This is a genomic window from Sabulicella glaciei (assembly GCF_026183895.1).
GTDB classification, from domain to species: domain Bacteria; phylum Pseudomonadota; class Alphaproteobacteria; order Acetobacterales; family Acetobacteraceae; genus Roseococcus; species Roseococcus glaciei.
In genome coordinates this window covers 111,008-133,628 of record NZ_JAPFQI010000013.1, presented here as the reverse complement: position 1 = coordinate 133,628, position 22,621 = coordinate 111,008, and the positions used below count along the sequence as shown (strand labels likewise).

Sequence of the window (22,621 nt, the reverse complement as noted above, 5' to 3'; positions counted from 1 at the left end):
GCTCCGCTCCATGAACCGGCCGCGAACAGAACCAATCCCGTCTTCTGACGCCGTCCGGTAGACCCGCCCGCAGCCCAGAAATCCTCCGGCCCAGCCGACTTCTTCAGCAGCCTGCTAGAGCTGGTCCGCGAAGGGCCAGGACAGCACCTCGCGCACGCGCTGGCCGAAGGGCCGCGCCTGCCACTGCTCCAGCGTCACCTCGCGCGCCCCGGCCATGCGGTCCCGCAGCAGGCGCTCCAGCGCCCCGCCGAACTCGGGGCCGAGCAGGATGGTGTCCACCTCGTCATTCCAGGCGGCGCTGCGCCGGTCGAGGTTGGAGGAGCCGACGGCGGACCATTCGCCGTCCATCACCGCCAGCTTGGCGTGCATCACCCGGTCATGCACCTCGAAGATCCGCACCCCCGCCCCCAGCAGGTCGCCATAGAGCGAGCGCTGGATGTGCAGTGGCACGGCGTGGTCGGAGGCGCCGGGCAGCAGCAGCCGCACCTCCACCCCCCGCCGCGCCGCGCGCAGGATCTCCGTCATCTCGCGCGGGGCGGGGACGAAATAGCCGGTGCAGATCACGGCGCGCCGCCGCGCCTCCTCCAGCGCCGCCAGCCGGACGACGTGGAAGAGTGGCCGGCCCCGGACAGGCGAGGAGCCGAGCACGCGCATGGCGGTGCGGCCCGGGCGGCGGGGCGGGGGGAACCAGTTCCGCTCGGAGAGCGGTCCGCCGCCCTGGTTCGTCCAGGTGTCGAGGAAAAGTCGCTGGAAGGCCGGCACGGCCGGCCCCTCGATGCGCAGCGCCACATCGTCCCAGCACGCCTCCTCCGGATCCTCCTCCGGGTCCACGGCGCCGGGACCGCAGCGATTGGCATAGACACCCTGGAGGTTCGCCCCGCCGGTGAGCGCCACGCGCCCGTCCACGACCAGGATCTTGCGGTGGGTGCGGTGGTTGGGACGCCAGGCGCCACGCGCCTCCAGCGGGTTGGCCGGGTTGAACGAAAGGAGCCGCGCCCCCGCCTCGCGCAGCGCGGCGAACTCCGCCCGCGTGGTGCGGGAGGAGCCGAGGCTGTCGTAGATCAGGTTCACCGCCACGCCCTCGCGCAGCTTGCGGTGCAGCAGCGCGAAGAGCGAGGCGCCGCTGCCCGGCCGGCGCACATCCTCGACGATGAAGAACTCCAGATGGACGTGGTCGCGCGCCGCCTCGATCATGCGGAAGATCTCGAGCAGGATGCGCTGCCCACCCGCCAGCAGCGCGACCGCGTTGCCGGGCAGGACCGGCGCATCCGCCATCGCTTCCCGGAACAGCGCGTGGCCCGCGATGCCAGCTTCCGGCAACTCGGGGAAGGAAGCGCAGCCGCCCAGGCCGAGCAGCAGGGCCAAAGCCTCCCGCCGTCCCGTTGTGCCCTGCCACGCCATCGCCGCCCTCATCCTTCCTTCGGCAGCAAGGCGGGAGGACGGGCCAGGGTTGCATCGCATGGGAAGGCTGCGCCGCCGGAGGTTTTCGCCCCGGCCCTTTCGCTCTAGACCGCGCCGGAACCCGCCACCGGAACCCGCCATGACCGACCGCATCCCCGTCCGCCGCGCGCTGCTTTCCGTTTCCGACAAGACCGGCATCGTGGAGTTCGCCCGCTTCCTGGCCGGGCAGGGGGCGGAGATCCTGTCCACCGGCGGCACCGCGGCGGCGATCCGCGCGGCCGGCATCCCGGTCAAGGACGTGAGCGCGCACACGGGCTTCCCCGAGATCCTGGAAGGCCGGGTGAAGACGCTGGTCCCGCAGGTGCATGGCGGCATCCTGGGCCGGCGCGACGCCGCCGATCACCTGGCGCAGATGGACGAGCACGGCATCGCGCCGATCGACCTCGTGGCGGTGAACCTCTACCCCTTCGAGGCGACGGTGGCGAAGGGCGCGCCCTTCGAGGACTGCATCGAGAACATCGACATCGGCGGCCCGGCGATGATCCGCTCCGCGGCCAAGAACCACGCGCATGTGGTGGTGCTCACGGATGCCGCCCAGCTCGACGAGGTGCGGGCCGAGCTGGAGGTGGGCGGCACGAGCGCCGCGCTGCGCCGCCGCCTCGCCGCCGCAGCCTATGCGCGCACCGCGGCCTATGACGCGGCGATCAGCCAGTGGTTCAGCTTGCAGCTGGGCGAGGAGTTTCCGCAGCGCCTCGCCTGTGCCGGCGTGCTGCGCCAGACGCTGCGCTATGGCGAGAACCCGCACCAGCGCGCCGCCTTCTACCTCGACGGGTCGGGGCGTCCCGGCATCGCCACCGCACGGCAGGTGCAGGGCAAGGAATTGTCCTTCAACAACCTGAACGACACGGACGCCGCCTTCGAGTGCGTCGCCGAGTTCGAGCGCCCGGCCGTGGTGATCGTGAAGCACGCCAATCCCTGCGGCGTGGCCGAGGGCGCGACGCTCTCCGAGGCCTGGGACGCCGCGCTGCGCTGCGACCCGGTGAGCGCCTTCGGTGGCATCATCGCCGTGAACCGCCGCCTGGACGCCGCGGCGGCGGAGAAGATGGCGAGCCTGTTCACCGAGGTGGTCATCGCCCCCGAGGCGGATGACGCCGCGATCGCCGCCTTCGCGCGCAAGAAGAATTTGCGCCTGCTGCTGACCGGCGGCCTGCCCGACCCGGCCGCGCCCGGCACGGTGTTCCGCTCCGTTTCCGGCGGCTTCCTGGCGCAGTCGCGCGACAGCGGGCGCATCGCGGCGGACGCGCTCAAGGTGGTGACTAAGCGCGCGCCGACGGAGGCCGAGATGCGCGACCTCCTCTTCGCCTTCCGCGTCTGCAAGCACGTGAAGAGCAACGCCATCATCTACGCCAAGGACGGCGCGACGGTGGGCATCGGCGCGGGGCAGATGAGCCGCGTGGATTCCTCGCGCATCGCCGCCTGGAAGTCGGGCGAGGCCGCCAAGGCCGCCGGGCTCGACACGCCGCTGGCCCAAGGCAGCGTCGTCGCCTCCGACGCCTTCTTCCCCTTCGCCGACGGGTTGCAGGCCGCGGCGGCGGCGGGTGCGACGGCGGTGATCCAGCCCGGTGGTTCCATGCGCGACAATGAAGTCATTGCCGCCGCCGACGAGGCGGGGCTGGCCATGGTCTTCACCGGGATGCGCCACTTCCGCCACTGAGCCCGGCTTGCGACACTTCCCGCGATTCGGGGGGGTGCGCGCATGTCGGTGGAAGCCTTGCTGCTGGTCGGGGTGCTGGCCATCCAGGCCCTGTTCCTGGCCATCCTCCTGTTCCGGCGTGCCCCGCCGGACCCGGCCCTGGCCACCTGCCAGTCCACGGTGGAACGCCAGGGCGAGCGGCTCGGCGAGCTGGCGGCGGATCTGCGCGGCCTGCCGGAACGGGTGCAGGCGCTGATCGGCCCCGCCATCAGCGGCTTCACCGTCGAGCAGACGAAGGCCCTTGCCGCCCTCCAGCAGGGGTTGGGCGACCGGCTGGCCGAGGATGCGCGCGCCGGCCGCGCCGAGCAGGGCACCAAGCTGGAGGAGCTCCGCGCCGCTCATGAGCGCATGCAGCACGCACTGGCCCAGGGCGCGCTGGACCAGGGGGCCGCGCTGGCGCGCATGGAGGCGGCGCTGCTGGAGCGCCTCGCCACGGACGCGAAGACCAGCCGCGCCGAGCAGGCCGAGCGGCTGGAGAAGCTGCGCGAGGCGACGGACGGGCTGACGGGCAAGGTGACGGCGGCGCTGGCGCAGCAGGAGAAGGCGGTGCTGGAATGCCTCGCCGCCGAGGCCAATGCCTCGCGCGACCTGCTCGACCGCAAGCTGAAGGAGATGGCCGAAACGAGCGAGAAGCGCCTCGGCGAGATCCAGCGCAGCGTCCACGAGCAGCTGGCCGGCGCGGTCGAGAAGCAGATGAACGAAAGCTTCCAGCGCGTGCTCGACCAGTTCGCCGCCATCCAGCAGATGATGGGCAACGTTCAGTCCGTTGCCACGCAGGTGGGCGACCTGAAGCGGCTCTTCGGCAACATCAAGACGCGCGGCGGCTGGGGCGAGGCGCAGCTGAAGCAGATGCTGGACGACTTCCTGCCCCCCGGTGCCTACGAGACCAACGTGAAGCTGCGCGAGGACAGCCTGGACGTGGTGGAGTTCTGCATCCGCATGCCGGGCGGCGAGGATCGCGTCCTCCTGCCGCTCGACGCCAAGTTCCCCTGCGAGGATTACGAGAGGCTGATCCTGGCGCACGAGGCCGGCGACGCGGCGGAGGAGGCGCGGGCCCGCAAGGCGCTCGAGATGCGCGTGCGCGGCGAGGCGGCCAAGATCGCGAGCAAGTATATCTGCCCGCCGCGCTCCACCGACTACGCGCTGATGTTCCTGCCCACCGAGGGGCTCTATGCCGAGATCGCGCGCATGCCGGGGCTGATCGAGGACCTCGCGCGCAATTCCCGCATCTATGTCGCGGGGCCCTTCATGCTGCCGGTGATGCTGAAGAACATCCAGCTCGGCTACGTGCAGTACGCGCTGTCGAAGAATGCGGAAGGGGTGCAGAAGCTGCTCTCCGCCACCAAGGGCGAGATGCGGAAGATGAACGAAGTGCTGGAGAAGCTGGACAAGCAAGTCAGCACTGTTGGTAAAACCATCGGCGAAGCGAAGACCCGCACCAGGGTAATCGACAAGAAACTGCGCGCGGTGGACGTCCTTCCCGACGAGCAGGGCACCGAACTCCTCCAGCTCGACGCCATGGTCGAGGAGGAAGAGGAGGCGTGAGCCTCCTCCAGCTCCAGTCCGCCCTCGGGCTGGTTGCGTTCTGCTTCCTGGCCTGGGGCTGCGGCGGGTTCCGGCGGGGCGTCGCGCCGCGTCTCCTCCTGGCCGGGCTGGGCGGGACGCTGGGCCTCGCCGCGCTGATGCTGCACGTCCCGCCGCTGCGCGCCGCTCTGGGCTGGCTGGGAAATTTGGTGGAGGCGCTGGCGCGGGCCACGCGGGCCGGCACCTCGCTGGTCTTCGGCTTCCTGGGCGGCGGGCCGCTTCCCTACGCCGAGACTCTGCCCGGCGGGTCCTTCATCCTGTTCTTCCAGGCCCTGCCGCTGGTGCTGCTGGTCGGCGCGCTTTCCGCCGTGCTGTACCACTGGCGCGTCCTGCCTTTCGTCGTCGGGCTGATGTCGCGGGTGCTGCGGCGCCTTTTCGGTCTGGGCGGCGCGGCGGGGTTCAGCACCGCCGCCAATGTCTTCGTCGGGATGGTGGAGGCGCCGCTGCTCATCAAGCCCTGGCTCGCGCGGCTGAGCCCCTCGGAGATGCTGCTGGTCATGGTGGCGGGGCTCGCGACCATCTCGGGCAACATGCTGGTGGTCTATGCGGCGATGATCGCGCCGGTGGTGCCGGGCGCGGCGGGGCAGCTTCTCACCGCCTCCGTCATCTCAGCCCCCGCCTCCGTCCTCGTCGCACTGCTGCTGCGCCCGGGCGAGGCGGCGACGGAGGGCGGCGAGGCCCCCCGGCTCTACGAGGGCACACTGGACGCGTTGGTGCGCGGCACCACGGACGGGCTGCAGCTCCTGCTCGGCATCATGGCGCTGCTCATCGCCTTCGTGGCGCTCGTGGCGCTGCTGAACGAGGCGCTGGTGCCGCTGCTGGGCGTCACGCTGGAAGCGGTCGCCGGCGCGCTGTTCCGGCCCGTGGCCTGGCTGATGGGCGTGCCGTGGGGGGAGGCGACCGAGGTCGGCCGGCTGCTCGGCATCAAGCTCGTGGTGAACGAGTTCGTGTCCTACCTGGAGCTGGCGCGGTCGGGCGCGGCGCTGAGCGAGCGATCGCGCCTCATCCTCGCCTATGCACTGTGCGGCTTCACCAATTTCGGCTCGCTCGGGATCATGCTGGGCGGGCTCACGGCGATGTGCCCGGAACGGCGGGCGGAGATCGCCGCGCTCGGCCCGCTGGCGCTGCTGGGCGCGACGGTCGCCTGCGCCATCTCCGGCGCCGCCGTGGGGCTGCTGACGCCGCCGTGAGAGAGCGCTAGCCTTCCCCTCATGCCGCAGCTCATCCACCGCCGCCTCGACACCGCCCCGCCCCTCGCCGTGAAGGGGGAGGGGATCTGGCTCACCGCCGCCGACGGGCACCGGGTGATGGACGGGTCGGGCGGGGCCGCCGTGGCCTGCCTGGGGCATGCGCACCCCAAGGTGCTGGCGGCGATGCGGGCGCAGATGGACCAGCTCTGCTACGCCCATACCAGTCTCTTCTCCTGCGAAAGCGCCGAGCGCCTCGCGGAGCTGCTGGTCGGCCACGCCCCGGGCGGGCTGACCCACGCCTATTTCGTTTCCTCCGGCTCCGAGGGGATGGAGGCGGCGCTGAAGATGGCGCGGCAGTATTTCGTGGAGGCCGGGCAGCCGCAGCGCACGCGCTTCATCGCGCGGCGGCAGAGCTACCACGGCAACACGCTGGGCGCGCTGGCAGCGGGCGGCAACATGATGCGCCGCGCCATCTACGAGCCAGTGCTGTCGGAGGCCTTTTCCCACGTCTCGCCCTGCTACCCCTATCGCGGCCGCGCGGAGGGCGAGAGCGACGAGGATTACGTCGAGCGCCTGGCGGCGGAGCTGGAGGCCGAGTTCCAGCGCCTCGGGCCCGCGAACGTTGCCGCCTTCTGCGCCGAGACGGTGGTGGGCGCGACGCTGGGCTGCGCGACGGCGGTGCCCGGCTATTTCCGCCGCGTGCGGGAGATCTGCGACCGCCACGGCGCGCTGCTGATCCTGGACGAGGTGATGAGCGGCATGGGACGCTGCGGCACCACCCATGCCTGGGAGGCGGAGGGCATCGCCCCCGACATCCAGGTGGTCGCCAAGGGGCTGGGCGGCGGCTACCAGCCCATCGGCGGCATCCTCGTCTCCGGTCGCGTCATCGCGGCGCTGCGCGACGGCTCGGGCGGCTTCATGCACGGCCACACCTACCAGGCGCATCCCATGGCCTGCGCGGCGGCGCTGGCGGTGCAGGGGGTGATCGCGGAGGAAAACCTGCTGGAGAACGTGCGCGCGCGCGGCGCGGAGCTGGAGGCGGCGCTGACCGAGCGCCTGGGCAACCACGCCCATGTCGGCGAGATCCGTGGCCGCGGCCTGTTCTGGGCAGTGGAGCTGGTGGCGGACCGCGCCACCAAGGCGGTGTTCGACCCGGCGCTGAAGCTGCACGCGCGGGTGGGCCAGGAAGCCTATGCGCGCGGCCTCGCTTGCTATCCCATGGGCGGCACGATCGACGGCCGCCAGGGCGACCACGTCGTGCTTGCGCCGCCCTACAACGTCACCCGCGAGGAGGTGGCGATGATCGCCGACCGCTTCGGCGCGGCGGTGGAGGCCGCTATTCCCTGACCCTGCGCAGGAAGGTGGGGTCCAGCTGCGACGGGGCGGTGATGCCCAGCAGCGCCATGTTGCGGTGGATCTCCTCCTTCAGCAGGGCGATGGCGCGTGCCACCCCCGCCTCGCCGCCCAGCGCGGCGGCGAACAGGAAGGGTCGCCCGACGAAGACGAAGCGCGCCCCCAGCGCCAGCGCCTTCAGCACATCCGTCCCGCGCCGGACCCCGCCATCCAGCAGCAGGGGATAGCCCGGCGCGGCGGCCGCGGCCTCGGGCAGGACGCGCAGCGGGGCAACGGCGCCGTCCAGTTGCCGCCCGCCATGGTTGGACAGGATCACCGCATCCGCGCCGTGTTCGCGGGCGCGCAGCACGTCCTCCGCCGCCAGCAGCCCCTTGATGACCAGGGGGCCCTTCCACAGCCGCCGGATCAGCGCGACGTGGCGCCAGTCCAGCCGGTCGCGGCTGCCCACCTGCCGCACGAGGTCGCGCGACAGGATGGGCGGGCCGCGATGCGCGTCCATGTTCTCGAAATGCGGCATGCCGTGGCGCAGCAGGGTGCGGGCGAAGGTGCCCAGCAGCCAGCGCGGATGCGCCGCCCCCTCCCAGACCAGCCGCGCGCTGGGCTTGATCGGGACGGAGAAGCCTGTGTGGACATTGGGTAATCGCGGCCTGAGCGGAGTCCGCTCAAGGTGCCTCGATCCGGGCGGCGTCGCCCGGCATCTCGCACGATGGGAGACCGCTCAATGACCCATTTTGTCGGCCTGGACGTTTCGCAGAAGCTGACGGCCATCTGTGTCGTGGACGGCACCGGCCGCCGTGTCTGGCGCGGCCAGTGCGCCACGCAGCCCGAGCAGATCGAACAGGCCGTTCGGCGGCATGCCGGCGATGGCGCCGCAGTTGGGGTGGAGACAGGCCCGATGACGCCCTGGCTGGTCCACGAACTGCGCGGACGCGACCTCGACGTGGTTTGCCTGGACGCCAGGCATGCCCGCGCAGCCCTCAAAATGCAGATCAACAAGACGGACCAGAACGACGCCGAGGGTCTCGCGCAGATCATGCGGACGGGATGGTTCCGGGCCGTGCACGTCAAGTCCTATGAGTCGCACCGGGCGCGTGCCCTGCTGGGAGCGAGGGCTCAGTTGGTCGGCATGACCACACGCCTGTCGAACCACATCCGGGGCGTGCTCAAGGTGTTTGGGCTGCTGCCCGGCGCCATGCGCGGCTTGCCCTTCGACCGCCGTGTCGAAGCCTTGCTTGGCGAGCGCGAGGATCTGGCGCACATCGTCCGGCCCATGCTGGCTGCCTGGCGAGGGCTACGCGAGCAGATCGCGGCCTTCGACAAGGCGATCCGGGCGCTGGCGAGAGCAAGCCCGGCCTGTCGCCTCCTGATGAGCGTGCCCGGCATTGGGGTCGTATCTGGCCTGTCCTTTATCAGCACGGTGGAGGACCCGGCGCGCTTTGCCCGGTCACGATCGGTCGGCGCCCACATGGGGCTGACACCTCAGCGGTACCAGTCGGGCGACATCGATCGCAGCGGCAGGATCTCGAAGTGCGGTGATGGCCTCGCGCGGACCCTCATGTACGAGGCGGCCGTGGTCATCCTGACGCGCGTCAAGCGCTCGTCGGGCCTGAAGGATTGGGCGCTGGCGATCGCAAGCCGGTCGGGCTTCGGCAAGGCGCGTGTGGCCTTGGCTCGAAAGCTGGCGGTGATCCTGCACAGCATCTGGCGCTCTGGCGAGCCGTTTCGCTGGTCGACGGAGGAGCGGCAAGGGTGCCTGCAGGCCGCATGACCGTTTGCTGACCAGCACTCCAGCTCGCCGCTGGATGTGAGGGCTGCCCCCCGGGGCGAAGGTGCAGGCTGGCTGCGCAAGAGGGCCTTGAGCCACGTGCCCGGCACGCGAGCTCGTTGTGGACATTGCAGCGCCTGTGCTTCGAACCCAATGTTGCGGCGGACTTGTTCGACCGCGAAGAGAACCGTGACCCCGGCCTGGCAGCGCCTGAAGCATTTTGCTCATTGACAAGGAGAAGGCGATTAGAGAACGGCCCCCCTCGACGCAAGGACGATTTGACGCTTGGCGCCGCGGTCGGGTGCGGTCATGTGTTCGGCCTGTTCGCGCGGCACCCATGGCCGCTGGCCCTGATGCAATCCGCAGCCCGGCTCCCAATCAGTTTCGCGCGCTCGGTGACGCGGGATTCTCAACGGGCTCTGCCGGGCCCCGGGTTCGACCGGTACGCCATCACGCCACCATCGCCCTCACGCACCCGCCGGTCGCGGCGACCTCCGGCGGGGAACCGTCAACGCCTAGGCGCCTGCGGGCTGCGGGGATCCCTGCCGCGGCCGGTAGCTCTCGCCGCGCGCCAGCAGCGCCCACGCAACCCGTGCCATCTTGTTGGCCTGGGCCACGGCCGCGACCAATGTCGGGCGGCGCCCGACGAGGTCCGCGAGCCAGCCCTCCCGTGCCTTGATGCGGGTCTGGCGGATGACCGAGGTCGCCCCGAGCACCAGCAGACGCCGCAGGTAGCGGTCGCCTGCCTTGGAGATGCCGCCCTGTCGCGGCTTGCCGCCCGTGCTGTTCTGCCGCGGCACCAAACCAATCCAGGCCGCGAGATGCCGGGCCGAGGCGAAGTTCGACACGTCGCCCACGGTCGCGACGATGGCTGACGCCGTGATCGGACCAATACCCGGCACGGCCGCGAGCCGCTGGCTGGCCTCGCTCGCCTTGTGCCAGGCCAGGATCGCCGCCTCGATCTCCTCCACCCGCGCGCTCACCGTCTCCAGCTCCGCCGCCAGGCCTCGCAGCGCCTGGCGGCCCAGGGGCGGCAAGGTGGCTTCATCCTCGCCGAGCAGAACGGCCAGCAGATCCGCCACGCGAGCGATCCCCTGCGGGGCGATGATGCCGAACTCCGCCATGTGCCCGCGCAGTGCATTCACCAGCATGGTGCGCTGGCGGATCAGCAGGTCCCGCGTCCGGTGCAGCACCAGCACCGCCTGCTGCTCGGCGGTCTTCACCGGCACGAAGCGCATGCTCGGCCGGCCCACCGCCTCGCAGATCGCCTCCGCATCGGCCGCGTCGGTCTTGCCGCGCTTGACGTAGGGCTTCACGTAGGAGGCCGGGATCAGCCGTACCTCGTGGCCAAACGCGCCGATCTCGCGTGCCCAGTGATGCGCCGTGCCGCAGGCCTCGATGCCCACGAGACAAGGCGGGAGGGCGCGGAAGAAGTCGAGCACCTCGCCGCGGCCCAGCTTGCGCCGGAGCACCGCCCGGCCGGCCTCGTTCACTCCGTGCGCCTGGAACACGCGCTTGGCGATGTCCAGCCCGATCGTGGTAACTTCCATGGTGGACGGCTCCTCTGCTCACAGCCTTCGACAGCCGCGAGCTTGGCACAGCGATGCCGCTCAGGGGCCGTCCACCGCATCAGTTTCGGAGGTTGTTCTCGCGGTTCGCCGGCACCGGCACGTCGGCGGTCAGCACGAAGGTGCCGTAGCCGGCGCGGGCGACGCGCTCCACCAGCGCCTCGATGCGTCCCTCCTCTCCGGGCAGGTAGGCCTGGTACCAGTCGCTGCCCGCCGCGCGGATCTCCTCCAGCGGGATGAGGGAGGAGGCGCTGGTCACCATGGGGATGCCGGCCGACGCCGCGGCGCGGGCCAGGACGATGTCGCTGCGATAGGCGCAGATGGCGCCCGCCCCCATCGGCGCAATGCCGAAGGGAGCGGCATGGGTCGCGTCCAGCAGCGTCGCTTCCTGCGAGCGGCCGGAGGTGTCCGCCAGGGCGCGCGGCACGAAGCCCCATTCCGCGAAGGCGGCGCGGTTGTCGCGCAGGGACTGGTCCGTCTCGGCCGCGCCGGCGACGAAGCCGTGCAGCATGCGCGGCAGGTGGCGGCGCCCGGCCGCCTCGAAATCAGACAGGGCGAGGAAGCGTTCGGCGCGGCGCATGACGGTGTCTCGCAACCGGGCGGGTCGGGCGTCAACAGCGCCACGCGGCGGTTTCACGGATGTGAAGCACCCAGCGCCGAGACCTTGTCGCGCATCAGCTTCAGGATGCCGCGCGCCTGGCGCCGCATCCGCCCCAGCGGCCCGCTGACGCCGATGGCGAGCGGCCGGTGCCCTGCCGCCACCGGCAGCGCCATGGCGAGCATCATCGTGTCCGGTACCACCGCCGCCTCGCTGCGCGCGAAGCCCCCGGTGCGGATCTCGCCCATCTCGGCCAGGAATGGGCGGAGAGGGATGGGCCTCTCCGCCCCGCGCGCGGCATTCACCGCGCGCAGGATGGCGGCGACCTCCGCATCCGTCTGCAGGGCCAGCAGCACCTTGCCCGCGGCGGGAAGATGGATGGGGCGGCGGGAACCGGGGCGGATGAAGAAGCGCACCGGCCGGATGGATTGCAGGATGCGGATATAGTCCACGTGCAGCCCGTGCTGCATCGCCAGCACGATGGTTTCGCCCGTCTCTGCCTGGAGTTCGTCCATGAGGCGCGGGATGCCGCCCTCCTCGGCGAAGAAGCGCTCGAAGATCCAGGTGCCGAGCACGGCGAAGCGGATGGTGGGCGTGTACTCCCGCGTGCGCGCATCATGGTCGAGGTAGCCGAGGGCGCGCAGCGACTTCAGCAGCACCGAGGTGGAGGAAAGCGGGAAGCCCAGCGCCCCGGCCACCTCGGAGACGGTGGCCGGGGCATGGCGATGGGCGAAGAACTCGAAGATCTCGAGCCCGCGCCCGGCGGATTTCACGACGGCGTCCATGCTTCACGGATGTGGAATCAAATCACCGCGCTGAAAAGCTGGTTGCGCGGCGGCAGGTCCGGCGGCGATACCCTGGAGGGAACGACCTTGGGGAAACGGACCATGCAGATCATCCCGAACCCGGGCGGCGTGGGCGCGCGCGTCACCGGCATCGACCTCGCCGCCCCGCTGGAAGAGGGCGATTTCCGCACCCTGCTGCGGGCCCTGGCGCATCACGGCGTCCTTTGCTTCCCGGACCAGTCGCTGGAAGCGCCCGAGCTGTCACGCTTCGGCGCCCGCTTCGGGGAGCTGGAGGTGAACGTCGCCAACCTGTTCCATGCCCCCGACCATCCGGAGGTGATGATCCTTTCCAACATGAAGGAGGGGGGGAAGCCGATAGGACTCAACGATGCCGGCCAGGGCTGGCACACGGACATGAGCTACTCGAAGGAGATCGCGCTGGCGAACGTGCTGCACGCCAAGAAGGTGCCGCTGCGCGACGGCCAGCCCCTCGGCGACACGCAGTTCCGCGACATGCATGCCGCCTACGAGGACCTGCCTACGGAGGTGAAGCATCGCCTGGAAGGCAAGGTCGCCATCCACGACTTCAACAAGTTCTGGGAGATGATGCGCGCCCGGCCCGGTTCCGCCCGCGCGCCGCTGACGCCGGAGCAGCGGGCGAAGAAGCCGCCCGTGCCGCAGCCCATCTTCCGCGTGCATCCGGTGACGGGGCGCCGCGTCCTGTACTGCAACCCCGGCTACGCCATGCACATCGAGGGCATGGACAAGGAGGAAAGCGACGCGATGCTCGCCTTCCTGTTCCACCACCAGGACCAGGAGAAGTATCTCTACTCGCACCGCTGGACGCCGGGCGACGTGCTGATGTGGGACAACATCAGCACCACCCACAACGCCGTGGCCGATTACGGGCCGGAGGAGCATCGCTTCATCCTGCGCGTGCAGGTGATGGCGACGCTGGACTACGCGGCGCTGGCCGCCTGATGCGGCTGCTGAGCTTCGAGGGGGAGGGAGGGCCGCGCGTGGGCGCGGCCCTCGGCGATTCCGTCGTGGACCTCGCCGCCGCGCTGGCGGCGCTGGGCGGCGACGCTGCGGCCATTCCCGGTGACATGACGGCCTTCCTCGCGCGGGGGGAGGCCGCGACCGTGGCCGCCGCGCGCGCCCTGGCCTTCGCCGCGCGAGGGGAGAACGCGGCGCTGCGGCGCCCGCTTTCCTCGGTGACGCTGCTCGCCCCCGTGCCGCGCCCGGGCAAGATCCTCGGCATCGGGCGCAATTACGGCGCCCATGCCAAGGAGGTGGGCGGGCCGGTGCAGGAGATCCCGCGCATCTTCTTCAAGCCCGCCACCGCCGTCGCCCCGCCCGGGGCGCTCACCCGCATCCCCGACGCCGTCCGCAAGCCGGATTGGGAGGCGGAGATCGGCGTCGTGATCGGCCGCCCGGCCCGCGCGGTGCGCGAGGCGGACGCGCTGCGCCACGTCGCCGGCTACACGCTGCTGGACGATGTTTCGGCGCGCGAGTTCCAGTTCGACGTGCAGCCGCCGCAAACCTCCTTCGCCAAGGGCATGGACGGCTTCTGCCCCATGGGCCCTTGGATCGTGACGCCGGAGGAGGCCGGTGAGCCCTGGGACCTCCAGATCCGCTGCTGGCTCAACGGGGAGCTGGTGCAGGAGGGCAACACGCGGGACCTCATCTTCCCCGTCACGGCACTGATCGCGCACCTGTCCCGCTACATGACGCTGGAGCCGGGCGACGTGATCGCCACCGGCACCCCCGCCGGCTCCGGCGCCTTCCGCGACCCGCCCCGTTGGCTCCGATCCGGCGACCGGCTTCGGATCGAGTGCCCGCGCATCGGCGTGCTCGAGCACGGCATCGCCTGATGCTGTTCGACTTCGCGTCGCTGCCTGCGGTGGACCAGGGCAAGCTCCTGCGCGCCACGGTCACGCCGCGCCCCATCGCCTGGGTGACGACGCAGCACGCGGATGGGCGCACCAATGCCGCGCCCTTTTCCTTCTTCAACCTGCTCTGTTCCGAGCCGCCGCTGCTCGGCCTCGGCATCACCCCGCGCGCCGGGGAAGCCAAGGACACCGGCAACAACATCCGGCGGAGCGGCGAGTTCGTGGTGAACCTCGTCTCCCATGCCCTGGCCGAGCGGATGAACGCCACCTCGGCCGAGGTGGGGCCGGAGGTGGATGAGCTGGCCGCGAACGGGCTGGGGGCGCTGCCCTCCCACCACGTCGCCCCGCCGCGCATCGGCGGCTGCCCGGCCGCGCTGGAATGCCGCCTGCACACGCTGCTGCGCCCGGGCGGAGAGGCGCTGATCGTCATCGGCGAGGTGCTGGCCCTGCATCTGGAGGATCACGCCGTGCTGGATGCCGCGCGCTGCCACGTGGACACGCCTTCCATGGACCTCGTCGCGCGGATGCACGGGCGCGGCTGGTATGCCCGCTCCACCGATCTGTTCGAGATCGGACGGCCCATCACGCAGGAAGCACCAAGGGAAACGCCATGACGCTCCATCGCCGCGGCCTCGCCGCGCTCCTCGCCGCCCTCGCGCCGCTTCCGGCCTACGCGCAGGGGGCCGCTTGGCCGATGCGGCCGGTGCGCATCGTGGTGGGCTTCGCCGCGGGCGGTCCGACCGACGTGATCGCGCGCGTGCTGGCGCAGGATCTTTCCACCATCCTCGGCCAGCCCGTGGTGGTGGAGAACCGCACCGGCGCCAACGCGCTGGTCGCGACGGAGGCCGTGGCGCGCGAAACGCCCGATGGCCATACGCTGCTGATGAGCACGCTGTCGCACAGCGTGAACGCCATCCTCCTGCCCAATGCGCGCTACAGTCCCTTGGGGGATTTCGCGCCCGTCTCGCTGGTGGCGCGGCTGCCGCTGGTCGCGGTGACCGGCGCCTCGACGCCCTTCCGTTCCTTGCAGGACGTGGTGGAGGCGGCGCGCGCCCGGCCAGGGGAGGTTTCCTACGGCTCGGCCGGGAATGGCGGCTCGGCGCATCTTGCCGCCGCCCTGCTGGCGACGCTGTCCGACACGCGGATGACGCATGTGCCGTTTCGCGGCAACACGCCCGCGCTGCAGGAGGTGATGTCGGGCCGCGTCTCCTTCATGTTCTATCCGATGATCGGCATCTCCGACATGATCGGGCGCGGCCAGCTGCGCGCCCTCGCCGTATCCACGACCGAGCCGCACCCCGATTATCCCGGCGTGCCCACCACGGCGCAGGCCGGGTTCCCGGGCTTCGAGGAATACACCCAGGGCCTCGGCATCCTCGCGCCCGCGCGCACCCCGGCCCCGGTGGTGGAGACGCTGAACCGTGCCATCCGCACGAGCCTGGAAAAGCCCGAGACGGCGCAGCGCCTTGCCGGGCTGGGCGCCATCGTCGCGCCCTCGACGCCGGAGGAGTTCGCGACCTTTCTGGAAGGCGACCTCGATCGCTGGCGCCGCGTGATCGAGACCGCGCGCATCACGGTCGAGTGAGGCGAGGCGGCCTCAGCGCGCCAGGTTCAGCCCCGCCGAGCGCGTCGTGCCGGGGACGGGGTCGGGCCGGGGGGACAGGTAGATCTTCTCCCGGTCGAAGCCGACATAGTAGCGCCCGCCGTCATCGGTGCAGGGGAAGCTGAGGTTGCAGGTGGCGGCGCTGCCCGGCGGGGCGCGCGGCGCCTCCACCGGCAGCTTCAGTGCGACGGGGATGATCGTCGCCTGCGTGGGACGCGGCGCCACTGCCTCCCGCAGCGCGGCGCTGCGGGGCGGGGCGGGGCGCTGGGCCGCGCGCGGTGCGGCACGAGGCGCTGCGCGGGACGCGGCCGGGCGTCGCGCTTCCGGCGTTCGCCGCGCCGCTGCGCTTCTCGCGGCTCTCGCGGCGGGGGCCGCACGGGATCGGGCCGGGGTGGCAGAGGCTGACGGCGCGCGCGCCGTCGCGCCGCGCACCTCGCGGCTGGACGCGCGAGCGGCATCGGCCTCCGGCACCAGCTCCGGTCCCATGGCCAGGACCAACCCGGCCAGCAGCATCCATGGGCGCATCGCGTCCTCCTTGCCGTCGAGCCCCGGATAGGACTTGACAGGGGACGAAACAGGTTTTCAGCCGCGCGGGTTTCCTTGCAGCCGTTCACCCGATCTGTGCGTTGGGGTGGGTAAGAGCAAGAAGTGAAAGGATTTCCCCCCGTGTTCTGGCTGATTCTGGTTGCTCTCTCCCCCGTGGGCACCGGCAGTGCCGTCCCCCCGCCAGCCGTGCTGGAACGCCCGATGGACCTCGCTTCCTGCGAAGCCCAGGCGGCCATGCTCAACGAAGCGATGCGCGACCCCGTGCGCGACGGCGTGTCCCTTGCCCTGTGCCTGAGCGACGCGCAGATGGGCCGCAATCCGCCCGACCGCCCGGTGCGCTGGGCCTCTCGCTAGTCGGCGTCAGCCGCGCCGGAGGTTCCACAGGAACGGATTCGGCCCCTGCAGGACGCCGGACAGGTCGGCGCGGAAGGCAGTGCGGAGGCGGAACAGCCCGGTCGGCGCGATGGGCACGCTTTCCCAGGCCAGTTCCTGCAGGCGACGCATCGCCACCTCCTGCGCCTCGGCATCGGCGGCGGACAGCCAGGCGGCGACCTGCTCCTCCACCGCCGGGTCCTCCGGCCAGCCGGGCCAGGCCTGGGCGCCGTTCATGCGGATCACGAAGGACACGGCCGGGTTGGCGATCGTCGCTGCCGGGGCATTGGTGTTGTGCAGATGCCAGCCGCCCTGCGCCGGCGGGTTGCGGTTCGCCCGCCGCGCCAGGATGGACGCCCAGTCGCTTTCCACCGGCTGCATGTTCAGCCCAAGCGATCGCATCACCTCCACCGTCACGCGGCCCTGCTGCGTCACCGCCGGGAAGTCGGTCGGGTTGATGTGGATGATGGGTTCGCCGCTGTAGCCCGCCTCGCGCAGCGCGGCGCGGGCGCGTTCAACGGCCTGCGGGCCGCGCGGCGCGGGCGGGAATTCCAACGCGCCGGGCAGACCGCATGGAAACATCGAATGGCATTCCTGCCAGTCGCCCGGCAGCGCCACGGCCTGCATGAAATCCGGCTGCACCAGCACGTCGCGGATCGCGCGGCGCACCCGCACGTCGCTGAAGGGCGGATGCAGGTGATTGAAGCGCAGGAAGCCCAGGAAGCCGTTCGGGTCGTAGATCTGGGTGCGGATGTTGCGGTCGCGCTGCAGCAGCGGCACGAGGTCGGGCAGCGGATATTCCACCCAGTCCACCTCGCCGGTGCGCAGCGCCGCCGCCGCCGTGCCGCCATCGGGCAGCCAGACCAGCTCCAGCCGGTCGAAATGCACGCGCTTGCCGCCCGTCGCCGCCTCGGCCGGTTCGTCGCGCGGCTCATAGGCCTCGTTGCGCAGATAAACGGAGCGCGAGCCCTGCACGTACTCGCCCGGCTGGAAGCGCCAGGGGCCGGAGCCGATCATCGCGTCCGGTCCCAGCGCCCGGTCGGCCGGCGTCGTGGCGAAGCGCTCGGGCATCATGAAGCACGGGCTGCTGCCGGGCTTGGCCAGCGCGTCGAGCAGGGCGGGGAAGAGGCGATGGAGGCGGAAGCGGATCACGCGATCCTCCGGCGCATCCAGCTCCGCCGTGGCGCGCATCAGGGCGAGGCCGAAATTGTCCCGCGCCGCCCAACGCCGGATGGAGGCGACGCAGTCCCGCCCGCGCACCCTCTCCCCGTCATGGAAGCGCAACCCGTCGCGCAGGGTAATGCGCCATTCGAGCCCGTTCGCCGAGACCTCGTGCCCCGCGGCCATCTGCGGGCGCGGGCGCATGGCGCGGTCGGCGCCGTACAGCGTGTCCCACACGCAGTAGCCGTGGGTGGTGATGATGGTGGAGGGGTTGAAGACCGGATCCAGCACCGCCAGCGCCGCCTGCGGCATGAAGCGCAGCGTCCGCGCGCGGGCATTCTGCGCCTGGGCGCCCCGCAGGACAGGGGCGGCAAGGGCGGCGGCCAGGATCGCGCGGCGTTGGGTCATCGGATGCTTCCCTCCTCGCGATGCCGGAGGGGAGGGGCGCGCGGCCGCGCCCGACACCCTTCCCTCCGCCGGTGCGAACCGGATCAGGTTCCGGGGTCGCGGGGCTGTCCCCCGCCTCTCAGCGCCGCGCGACGGGCGCACCCCCATGTGTCGCCCGGGGAGATGGCCCATCGGCGTGCACGGCGCAAGCGCGGCCCCGTGGATTCCGGGGCGGCGACGGGTCTAGGCTTTCCCATGCGTCCGCATAAGGGCGCGAGGAGGAGAACGCGATGCACATGACCCGCCGCGAGGCCTTCGGCCTGGCCGCCGCGCTCGGCACCCTGGCCGCCGCCCCGTCCGCACGGGCCGCCGCGCCGAAGCTCGGCACCCAGGCCCCGGCCTGGTACCGCTTCACGATCGGCGATTTCGAGGCGACGGTGGTGAGCGACGGCGCCCTGCCGCTGGGCCGCCCGGCCGACGGCTTCCCCCGCGCGCCCGCGGAGGAGATGCAGACCATCCTGCGCGAGGCCTACCTGCCCGCCGACGGGGTGGTGCTGGAGCAGAACGCGCTGGTGGTGAACACCGGGCGCCAGCTCATCCTGATCGACACCGGCATGGGCGACAGCATGGGCGAGGCGAGCCGCATGTTCGGCCCCACCACCGGCAAGCTGCGCGAGAACCTCCGCGCCGCCGGCTTCCAGCCCGAGCAGTTCGACATGATCCTGCTCACCCACGCCCATTGCGACCATGCCTGGGGGCTGGTGGACGCCAACGGGCAGCGCGTCTTCCCCAACGCCCAGGTTGCGCTGGCGGAAAGCGACCTGCGCTACTGGACCGACGACAACAACAAGCGCGGCCCCGCCTTCATGGTGCCCTTCATCGACGGCGCGAAGAAGAACCTGGAAGCCTATCGCGACCGGCTGGTGATGATCCGCGACGGGGCGGAAGTCGTGCCGGGCATCACCGCCATCGCCGCGCCGGGGCACACGGTGGGGCATCATTGCTACGCCGTGTCCTCGGGCGGAATGACGGTGGTGAACACGGGCGACCTCGCGCACCACCAGGCCATCATGCTGCGCCGCCCCTCCTGGGAGTTCGCCTACGACACCGACCCGGCGCAGTCGGCGCGGACCCGCGTACGGATGCTCGACCGGCTCGCGACGGACCGGCACCACGTCCTGTCCTACCACTTCCCCTGGCCCGGGATCGGCCACGTCGCGCGGGCGGGCGAGGGCTATGCCTGGATGCCGGCAGGGATGAACCTCAGCGGCGTGGGCTGAGCCTCCCCCTTGCCACGGGGGCGCGATGCGGGTGCCATGGCGGAAATCCGAACCGAGGAAACCGCCATGCACCGCCGCGCCCTGCTCGCCTCCGCCCTTGCCGCGCCGCTTGCGACGCCTGCCTTCGCGCAGGGGGCGACGGTGCGCCTCGTCGTGCCCTTCGCGCCGGGCGGCACCAGCGACATCCTCGCGCGCATCCTCGCGCCGGAAATGTCTCGCCTGCTCGGGCAGAGCGTGGTGGTGGAGAACCGCACCGGCGCCAACGGCAATCTCGGCGCGGAACTCGTGTCGCGCGCCACGCCGGATGGCAGCGCGCTGCTGATCACCGATGCGGGGGCGCTGGCGACCGCGCCCTCGCTGTTCCCACGCTTGACGTTCGACGTGCTGCGCGACCTGGCACCCGTGAACCTGCTGATCTACGCGCCCTACATCCTGGCCGTGCATCCGTCGGTGCGGGCGCGCAACGCGCAGGAGTTGGCGGAACTGGCGAAGCGCTCGCCGGACACGCTCAACGTCGCCAATTCCGGCGTCGGCGCGGCCAACCACCTGACCGCCGTGCTGCTGGCGCAGCATTGGGGCGCGAACCTGACGCAGGTGCCCTATCGCGGCGGCGCGGCCGCGCTGACCGCCGTGGCGGGGGGCGAGGCGCAGATCATCATCAACGGCGCCACCGCGACCGCGCCCTTCACCCGCGACGGGCGGCTCCGTGCCATCGCCGTCTCCGGCCCGAAGCGGCTGGAGGGGCTGCCCGACGTGCCGACCTTTGCGGAGCTAGGCTGGCCGGCGACGGAGAGCGGCACTTGGCAGGGCATCTTCGCCCCCGGCCCGACGCCTGCCCCGGTCATCGCGCGGCTGGACGGCGCGCTGCGCCAGATCCTCGCCCAGCCGGAGATCGCCCGGCGCATGGCGGATCTCGGCGCCGATGTGCGCGCCATGGGGCCGGAGCCCTTCAAGGCGTGGCTGGCGAACGAGGCGGAAAGCTGGGGCCGCGTGGTGCGCGCCAACAACATCCGCCCGGAATGACGGAAACGCCGGAAGGGCTGCTGGCGCGGCTGGAGGCGGCGGGGATCGAGGCGCGCACCGTGCCCCACCCGCCGCTCTTCACCGTGGCGGAGTCGCGCGCGCTGCGTGGCGATTTGCCGGGGCTGCACAGCAAGAACCTGTTCCTGCGCCGCAAGGAGGGAGGGTTCGCCCTTGCCGTGCTGGAGGAGGGGCGACAACTCCGCGTGAACGAGCTGGCGCGCCGCGCCGGATGGGGCCGCGTTTCCATGGGCAGCGCGGAGGAGTTGCGCGCGGTGCTGGGGGTGGAGCCGGGCAGCGTCACCCCCTTCGGGCTGGTCCACGCCGCGCCGGGCACCGTGCGGGTGGTGCTGGACGCGGCGCTGGCCGAGGCGCCTGCGCTGGTCTGGTTCCACCCGCTCGTGAACACCGCATCCACCGGCCTCGCCCCCGAGGCGCTGCTGCGCTTCCTGCGGGGGCTGGGGCACGAGGTGACGGTGCTGGATCTCAATCCAGCGTAATTCCGGCGGACCGGATCACGTCGCCCAGCTCGCGCACCTCGCGTTCCGCCAGCGCGTCCAGCTCCGCCAGCGTCATGGCGCGGGTGGCGGCACCGCCAGCCTCGGCGCGGGCGCGGATGGTGGGGTCCTCGGCGAGGCGGCGCAGCTCCGCGTTCAGCCGCTGCCGCGCCGGCTCCGGGATGCCGGCGGGGGCGAAGAAGGCGAACCACGCATCCAGCGCGAAGCCGGGCAGCCCGGCTTCCGCCGTGGTGGGCACGTCGGGCAGGCCGGCCGCGCGCGCGGAGCCCGCGATGGCCAGCGCCTTCACCCGCCCGGCCTGCGCCAGCGCGATGGCGGAGGAGGGGGTGGTGATGAACAGCTCGATCCGTCCGCCCGCCACGTCCTGCAGGGCCGGCGCCGCGCCGCGATAGGGCACGTGCGTCACCTCGACGCCGGTGGCGCGGCCGAACAGCACCCCCGCGATGTGCTGGATGGAGCCGGTGCCGGAGGAGGCGTAGTTGATGCCGCCCGGACGTTCCTTCGCCCAGGCGATGAACTCGCGCAGCGTGTTCGACGGCACCTGCGGCGACACGAAGATTCCGTGCGGCGCCATGGTCGCCATGCCGACCGGCTTCAGGTCGCGCAGCGGGTCCCATTGCAGGTTGCTCATCATCGCCGGGTTGCCGGCGTGATAGCCGTTGTATTGCAGCAGCAGCGTCTGCCCGTCGGCCGGGGCGCGCACCGTCGCCAGGATGCCGATATTGCCGTTGGCGCCGCCGCGGTTGTCGATCACCACCGGCACGCCGAGCGCCTGGGACAGGCCTTCGACATAGAGCCGCGCGGCGAAGTCGGTGCCGCCGCCCGGCGGGTTGGGCACGATCACCGTGATGGGGCCGCGCGGCTGCCAGGCGGGCTGCGCCGAGGCAGCAAAGGGCAGGGCGAGGGCGGATGCGACGAGAGCGCGGCGCTTCATGGCAGGAACTCCTCCAGGGCTTCGAGCACCTCTCCGGGTGCCTCCTCAGCCAGATAATGCCCGCTGTTCACCGCGTGGCCAGTCACTTCCGCCGCGGAATAGGCGCGCCATACCGCCAGCGCATCGTACCACTGGCCGATCTTGCCCTTTTCGCCCCACAGCGCGAGCAGCGGGCAGGCGACCTTCACCCCTTGCGCGCGGCTTTCCCGGTCATGCTCCAGGTCGATCGTCGCGGCGGCGCGGTAATCCTCGCAGATCGCCTCCACCGTGCCCGGCTCGCGCAGCGCGGCGAGGTAGTCGGCCCGCGCCTCCGGGTGGAAGAACCCGTCATCCTTGGGCTCGCGCGAGGTGTGGATGCGGAACCACATCTCCACGTCCTGCCGGATCAGCGTCTCCGGCCCCGGATGCGGCTGGGCCAGCCAGAACCAGTGATAGTAGCCGAGGCCGAATTCCATGTCGGCGTTCTCGAAGTGATGCAGCGTCGGCACGATGTCCATGACGCAAAGCCGCTCCACCGCCTCCGCGTGATCCAGCACGAGGCGATGCGCGAGGCGCGCGCCGCGGTCGTGGCTGACGACGGAGAAGCGCTCATGGCCGAGTTCGCGCATGAGGCCGAGCACGTCCTTCGCCATTTCACGCTTCGCATAGGCGGCGTGGCCGGGCGCGGGCTTCGGCTTGGCGGAGAAGCCATAGCCGCGAATATCGGGGCAGATCACCGTGAAGCGCCGCGCCAGCACGGGCGCGACCTTGTGCCACATGGCGTGGGTCTGCGGGTTGCCGTGCAGCAGCAGCAAGGGCGGGCCGGATCCGCCCCGCCGGAAGCGCACGCGCATCCCCGCCACGTCACGCTCTTCCAGCGCGAAACCCTCGAAGAACATGCGCCATCTCCCGGCCCGTTTCCGGGCGGGAGG

The 22,621-nt window shown here is 71.5% G+C and carries 21 protein-coding genes and 1 pseudogene; 13 read left to right on the top strand and 9 right to left on the bottom strand.

Annotated elements, in window-relative coordinates; genetic code table 11:
• Nucleotides 1-114: 114 nt before the first annotated feature.
• Nucleotides 115-1,401 carry a phospholipase D-like domain-containing protein gene (locus OF850_RS15875; RefSeq protein ID WP_301591269.1) on the bottom strand — a complete coding sequence of 429 codons (1,287 nt, stop codon included), beginning with the start codon at nt 1,399-1,401 and terminating at the stop codon, nt 115-117.
• A 139-nt stretch (nt 1,402-1,540) separates the two neighbouring features.
• Between OF850_RS15875 and purH the strand changes: the two genes are divergently transcribed.
• Genes purH through OF850_RS15855 form a run of 4 tightly spaced genes read left to right on the top strand, consistent with a single transcriptional unit; the run spans nt 1,541 to nt 7,275 of the window.
• Nucleotides 1,541-3,115: a bifunctional phosphoribosylaminoimidazolecarboxamide formyltransferase/IMP cyclohydrolase gene (gene purH / locus OF850_RS15870; RefSeq protein ID WP_301591268.1), complete on the top strand. Its 1,575-nt coding sequence runs from the start codon at nt 1,541-1,543 to the stop codon at nt 3,113-3,115.
• A gap of 42 nt (nt 3,116-3,157) precedes the next feature.
• Nucleotides 3,158-4,699 (top strand): DNA recombination protein RmuC, encoded by a 1,542-nt coding sequence (gene rmuC, locus OF850_RS15865; protein WP_301591267.1) that lies wholly within the window; start codon nt 3,158-3,160, stop codon nt 4,697-4,699.
• Nucleotides 4,696-5,928: a NupC/NupG family nucleoside CNT transporter gene (locus OF850_RS15860; RefSeq protein WP_301591266.1), complete on the top strand. Its 1,233-nt coding sequence runs from the start codon at nt 4,696-4,698 to the stop codon at nt 5,926-5,928. The genes rmuC and OF850_RS15860 overlap by 4 nt, the downstream gene beginning before the upstream one ends.
• 21 nt (nt 5,929-5,949) lie before the next feature.
• On the top strand, nt 5,950-7,275 hold the full coding sequence (locus tag OF850_RS15855) for an aspartate aminotransferase family protein (RefSeq protein WP_301591265.1): 1,326 nt from the start codon (nt 5,950-5,952) through the stop codon (nt 7,273-7,275).
• On the opposite strand, the pseudogene OF850_RS15850 reads toward OF850_RS15855, so the two are convergent.
• A pseudogene (locus tag OF850_RS15850) lies at nt 7,265-7,912 on the bottom strand (alpha-hydroxy acid oxidase); the annotation flags it as partial. The gene OF850_RS15855 and the pseudogene OF850_RS15850 sit on opposite strands and share 11 nt — an antisense overlap.
• A gap of 75 nt (nt 7,913-7,987) precedes the next feature.
• Between OF850_RS15850 and OF850_RS15845 the strand changes: the two are divergent.
• Nucleotides 7,988-9,049, top strand: a complete 1,062-nt coding sequence (locus OF850_RS15845) for an IS110 family RNA-guided transposase (protein ID WP_368044698.1) — start codon at nt 7,988-7,990, stop codon at nt 9,047-9,049.
• A 512-nt stretch (nt 9,050-9,561) separates the two neighbouring features.
• On the opposite strand, the gene OF850_RS15840 is transcribed toward OF850_RS15845, so the two are convergent.
• From OF850_RS15840 to OF850_RS15830, 3 genes are all read right to left on the bottom strand, one after another.
• The gene (locus OF850_RS15840) at nt 9,562-10,596 is read right to left on the bottom strand and encodes an IS110 family RNA-guided transposase (protein ID WP_301591262.1); all 1,035 of its coding nucleotides are present in this window, start codon (nt 10,594-10,596) and stop codon (nt 9,562-9,564) included.
• Nucleotides 10,597-10,675: 79 nt separating this feature from the next.
• On the bottom strand, nt 10,676-11,194 hold the full coding sequence (locus OF850_RS15835) for an alpha-hydroxy acid oxidase (RefSeq protein ID WP_301591261.1): 519 nt from the start codon (nt 11,192-11,194) through the stop codon (nt 10,676-10,678).
• 53 nt (nt 11,195-11,247) lie between these two features.
• The gene (locus OF850_RS15830) at nt 11,248-11,997 is read right to left on the bottom strand and encodes an IclR family transcriptional regulator (RefSeq protein ID WP_301591260.1); all 750 of its coding nucleotides are present in this window, start codon (nt 11,995-11,997) and stop codon (nt 11,248-11,250) included.
• Nucleotides 11,998-12,099: 102 nt separating this feature from the next.
• Between OF850_RS15830 and OF850_RS15825 the strand changes: the two genes are divergently transcribed.
• From OF850_RS15825 to OF850_RS15810, 4 genes are read left to right on the top strand one after another with little or no spacing between them, the layout of a single operon-like run.
• Entirely contained in the window at nt 12,100-12,978 is an 879-nt protein-coding gene (locus tag OF850_RS15825) for a TauD/TfdA dioxygenase family protein (protein ID WP_301591259.1), read from the top strand.
• A complete protein-coding gene (locus OF850_RS15820; RefSeq protein WP_301591258.1) occupies nt 12,978-13,871 on the top strand; it encodes a fumarylacetoacetate hydrolase family protein in 894 nt (297 codons plus the stop codon). The genes OF850_RS15825 and OF850_RS15820 overlap by 1 nt, the downstream gene beginning before the upstream one ends.
• Nucleotides 13,871-14,503: a flavin reductase family protein gene (locus tag OF850_RS15815; RefSeq protein WP_301591257.1), complete on the top strand. Its 633-nt coding sequence runs from the start codon at nt 13,871-13,873 to the stop codon at nt 14,501-14,503. Before OF850_RS15820 ends, OF850_RS15815 begins: the two co-directional genes overlap by 1 nt.
• Complete coding sequence (locus tag OF850_RS15810) at nt 14,500-15,474, top strand: tripartite tricarboxylate transporter substrate binding protein (RefSeq protein WP_301591256.1); 975 nt, start codon at nt 14,500-14,502, stop codon at nt 15,472-15,474. Before OF850_RS15815 ends, OF850_RS15810 begins: the two co-directional genes overlap by 4 nt.
• A 12-nt stretch (nt 15,475-15,486) precedes the next feature.
• On the opposite strand, the gene OF850_RS15805 is transcribed toward OF850_RS15810, so the two are convergent.
• Nucleotides 15,487-16,017: a hypothetical protein gene (locus OF850_RS15805; RefSeq protein WP_301591254.1), complete on the bottom strand. Its 531-nt coding sequence runs from the start codon at nt 16,015-16,017 to the stop codon at nt 15,487-15,489.
• Between the two features lie 141 nt (nt 16,018-16,158).
• On the opposite strand from OF850_RS15805, the gene OF850_RS15800 reads away from it, so the two are divergent.
• Nucleotides 16,159-16,392 (top strand): hypothetical protein, encoded by a 234-nt coding sequence (locus OF850_RS15800; protein WP_301591252.1) that lies wholly within the window; start codon nt 16,159-16,161, stop codon nt 16,390-16,392.
• A gap of 6 nt (nt 16,393-16,398) precedes the next feature.
• Here OF850_RS15800 and OF850_RS15795 read toward each other — a convergent pair whose 3' ends face one another.
• Entirely contained in the window at nt 16,399-17,979 is a 1,581-nt protein-coding gene (locus OF850_RS15795; protein ID WP_301591250.1) for an ABC transporter substrate-binding protein, read from the bottom strand.
• A gap of 269 nt (nt 17,980-18,248) precedes the next feature.
• On the opposite strand from OF850_RS15795, the gene OF850_RS15790 reads away from it, so the two are divergent.
• Genes OF850_RS15790 through OF850_RS15780 form a run of 3 tightly spaced genes read left to right on the top strand, consistent with a single transcriptional unit; the run spans nt 18,249 to nt 20,758 of the window.
• A complete protein-coding gene (locus OF850_RS15790; protein ID WP_301591249.1) occupies nt 18,249-19,238 on the top strand; it encodes an MBL fold metallo-hydrolase in 990 nt (329 codons plus the stop codon).
• A gap of 36 nt (nt 19,239-19,274) precedes the next feature.
• On the top strand, nt 19,275-20,261 hold the full coding sequence (locus OF850_RS15785; protein WP_301591248.1) for a Bug family tripartite tricarboxylate transporter substrate binding protein: 987 nt from the start codon (nt 19,275-19,277) through the stop codon (nt 20,259-20,261).
• Nucleotides 20,258-20,758 (top strand): prolyl-tRNA synthetase associated domain-containing protein, encoded by a 501-nt coding sequence (locus OF850_RS15780; RefSeq protein WP_301591247.1) that lies wholly within the window; start codon nt 20,258-20,260, stop codon nt 20,756-20,758. The genes OF850_RS15785 and OF850_RS15780 overlap by 4 nt, the downstream gene beginning before the upstream one ends.
• Here the strand turns inward: OF850_RS15780 and OF850_RS15775 are convergent.
• Both OF850_RS15775 and OF850_RS15770 read right to left on the bottom strand, forming a co-directional pair.
• Nucleotides 20,745-21,710 (bottom strand): Bug family tripartite tricarboxylate transporter substrate binding protein, encoded by a 966-nt coding sequence (locus OF850_RS15775; RefSeq protein ID WP_301591245.1) that lies wholly within the window; start codon nt 21,708-21,710, stop codon nt 20,745-20,747. The two genes, OF850_RS15780 and OF850_RS15775, sit on opposite strands and share 14 nt — an antisense overlap.
• Nucleotides 21,707-22,588 (bottom strand): alpha/beta fold hydrolase, encoded by an 882-nt coding sequence (locus tag OF850_RS15770; protein WP_301591243.1) that lies wholly within the window; start codon nt 22,586-22,588, stop codon nt 21,707-21,709. The genes OF850_RS15775 and OF850_RS15770 overlap by 4 nt, the downstream gene beginning before the upstream one ends.
• Between the last annotated feature and the right edge of the window lie 33 nt (nt 22,589-22,621).

Excerpts from the sequence above, each read along its gene's own strand:
- OF850_RS15875 (WP_301591269.1), bottom strand. The coding sequence starts at position 1,401 with ATGGCGTGGCAGGGCACAACGGGACGGCGGGAGGCTTTGGCCCTGCTG.
- purH (WP_301591268.1), top strand. The coding sequence starts at position 1,541 with ATGACCGACCGCATCCCCGTCCGCCGCGCGCTGCTTTCCGTTTCCGAC.
- rmuC (WP_301591267.1), top strand. The coding sequence starts at position 3,158 with ATGTCGGTGGAAGCCTTGCTGCTGGTCGGGGTGCTGGCCATCCAGGCC.
- OF850_RS15855 (WP_301591265.1), top strand. The coding sequence starts at position 5,950 with ATGCCGCAGCTCATCCACCGCCGCCTCGACACCGCCCCGCCCCTCGCC.
- OF850_RS15845 (WP_368044698.1), top strand. The coding sequence starts at position 7,988 with ATGGGAGACCGCTCAATGACCCATTTTGTCGGCCTGGACGTTTCGCAG.
- OF850_RS15840 (WP_301591262.1), bottom strand. The coding sequence starts at position 10,596 with ATGGAAGTTACCACGATCGGGCTGGACATCGCCAAGCGCGTGTTCCAG.
- OF850_RS15835 (WP_301591261.1), bottom strand. The coding sequence starts at position 11,194 with ATGCGCCGCGCCGAACGCTTCCTCGCCCTGTCTGATTTCGAGGCGGCC.
- OF850_RS15830 (WP_301591260.1), bottom strand. The coding sequence starts at position 11,997 with ATGGACGCCGTCGTGAAATCCGCCGGGCGCGGGCTCGAGATCTTCGAG.
- OF850_RS15825 (WP_301591259.1), top strand. The coding sequence starts at position 12,100 with ATGCAGATCATCCCGAACCCGGGCGGCGTGGGCGCGCGCGTCACCGGC.
- OF850_RS15820 (WP_301591258.1), top strand. The coding sequence starts at position 12,978 with ATGCGGCTGCTGAGCTTCGAGGGGGAGGGAGGGCCGCGCGTGGGCGCG.
- OF850_RS15815 (WP_301591257.1), top strand. The coding sequence starts at position 13,871 with ATGCTGTTCGACTTCGCGTCGCTGCCTGCGGTGGACCAGGGCAAGCTC.
- OF850_RS15810 (WP_301591256.1), top strand. The coding sequence starts at position 14,500 with ATGACGCTCCATCGCCGCGGCCTCGCCGCGCTCCTCGCCGCCCTCGCG.
- OF850_RS15805 (WP_301591254.1), bottom strand. The coding sequence starts at position 16,017 with ATGCGCCCATGGATGCTGCTGGCCGGGTTGGTCCTGGCCATGGGACCG.
- OF850_RS15795 (WP_301591250.1), bottom strand. The coding sequence starts at position 17,979 with ATGACCCAACGCCGCGCGATCCTGGCCGCCGCCCTTGCCGCCCCTGTC.
- OF850_RS15790 (WP_301591249.1), top strand. The coding sequence starts at position 18,249 with ATGCACATGACCCGCCGCGAGGCCTTCGGCCTGGCCGCCGCGCTCGGC.
- OF850_RS15785 (WP_301591248.1), top strand. The coding sequence starts at position 19,275 with ATGGCGGAAATCCGAACCGAGGAAACCGCCATGCACCGCCGCGCCCTG.
- OF850_RS15780 (WP_301591247.1), top strand. The coding sequence starts at position 20,258 with ATGACGGAAACGCCGGAAGGGCTGCTGGCGCGGCTGGAGGCGGCGGGG.
- OF850_RS15775 (WP_301591245.1), bottom strand. The coding sequence starts at position 21,710 with ATGAAGCGCCGCGCTCTCGTCGCATCCGCCCTCGCCCTGCCCTTTGCT.
- OF850_RS15770 (WP_301591243.1), bottom strand. The coding sequence starts at position 22,588 with ATGTTCTTCGAGGGTTTCGCGCTGGAAGAGCGTGACGTGGCGGGGATG.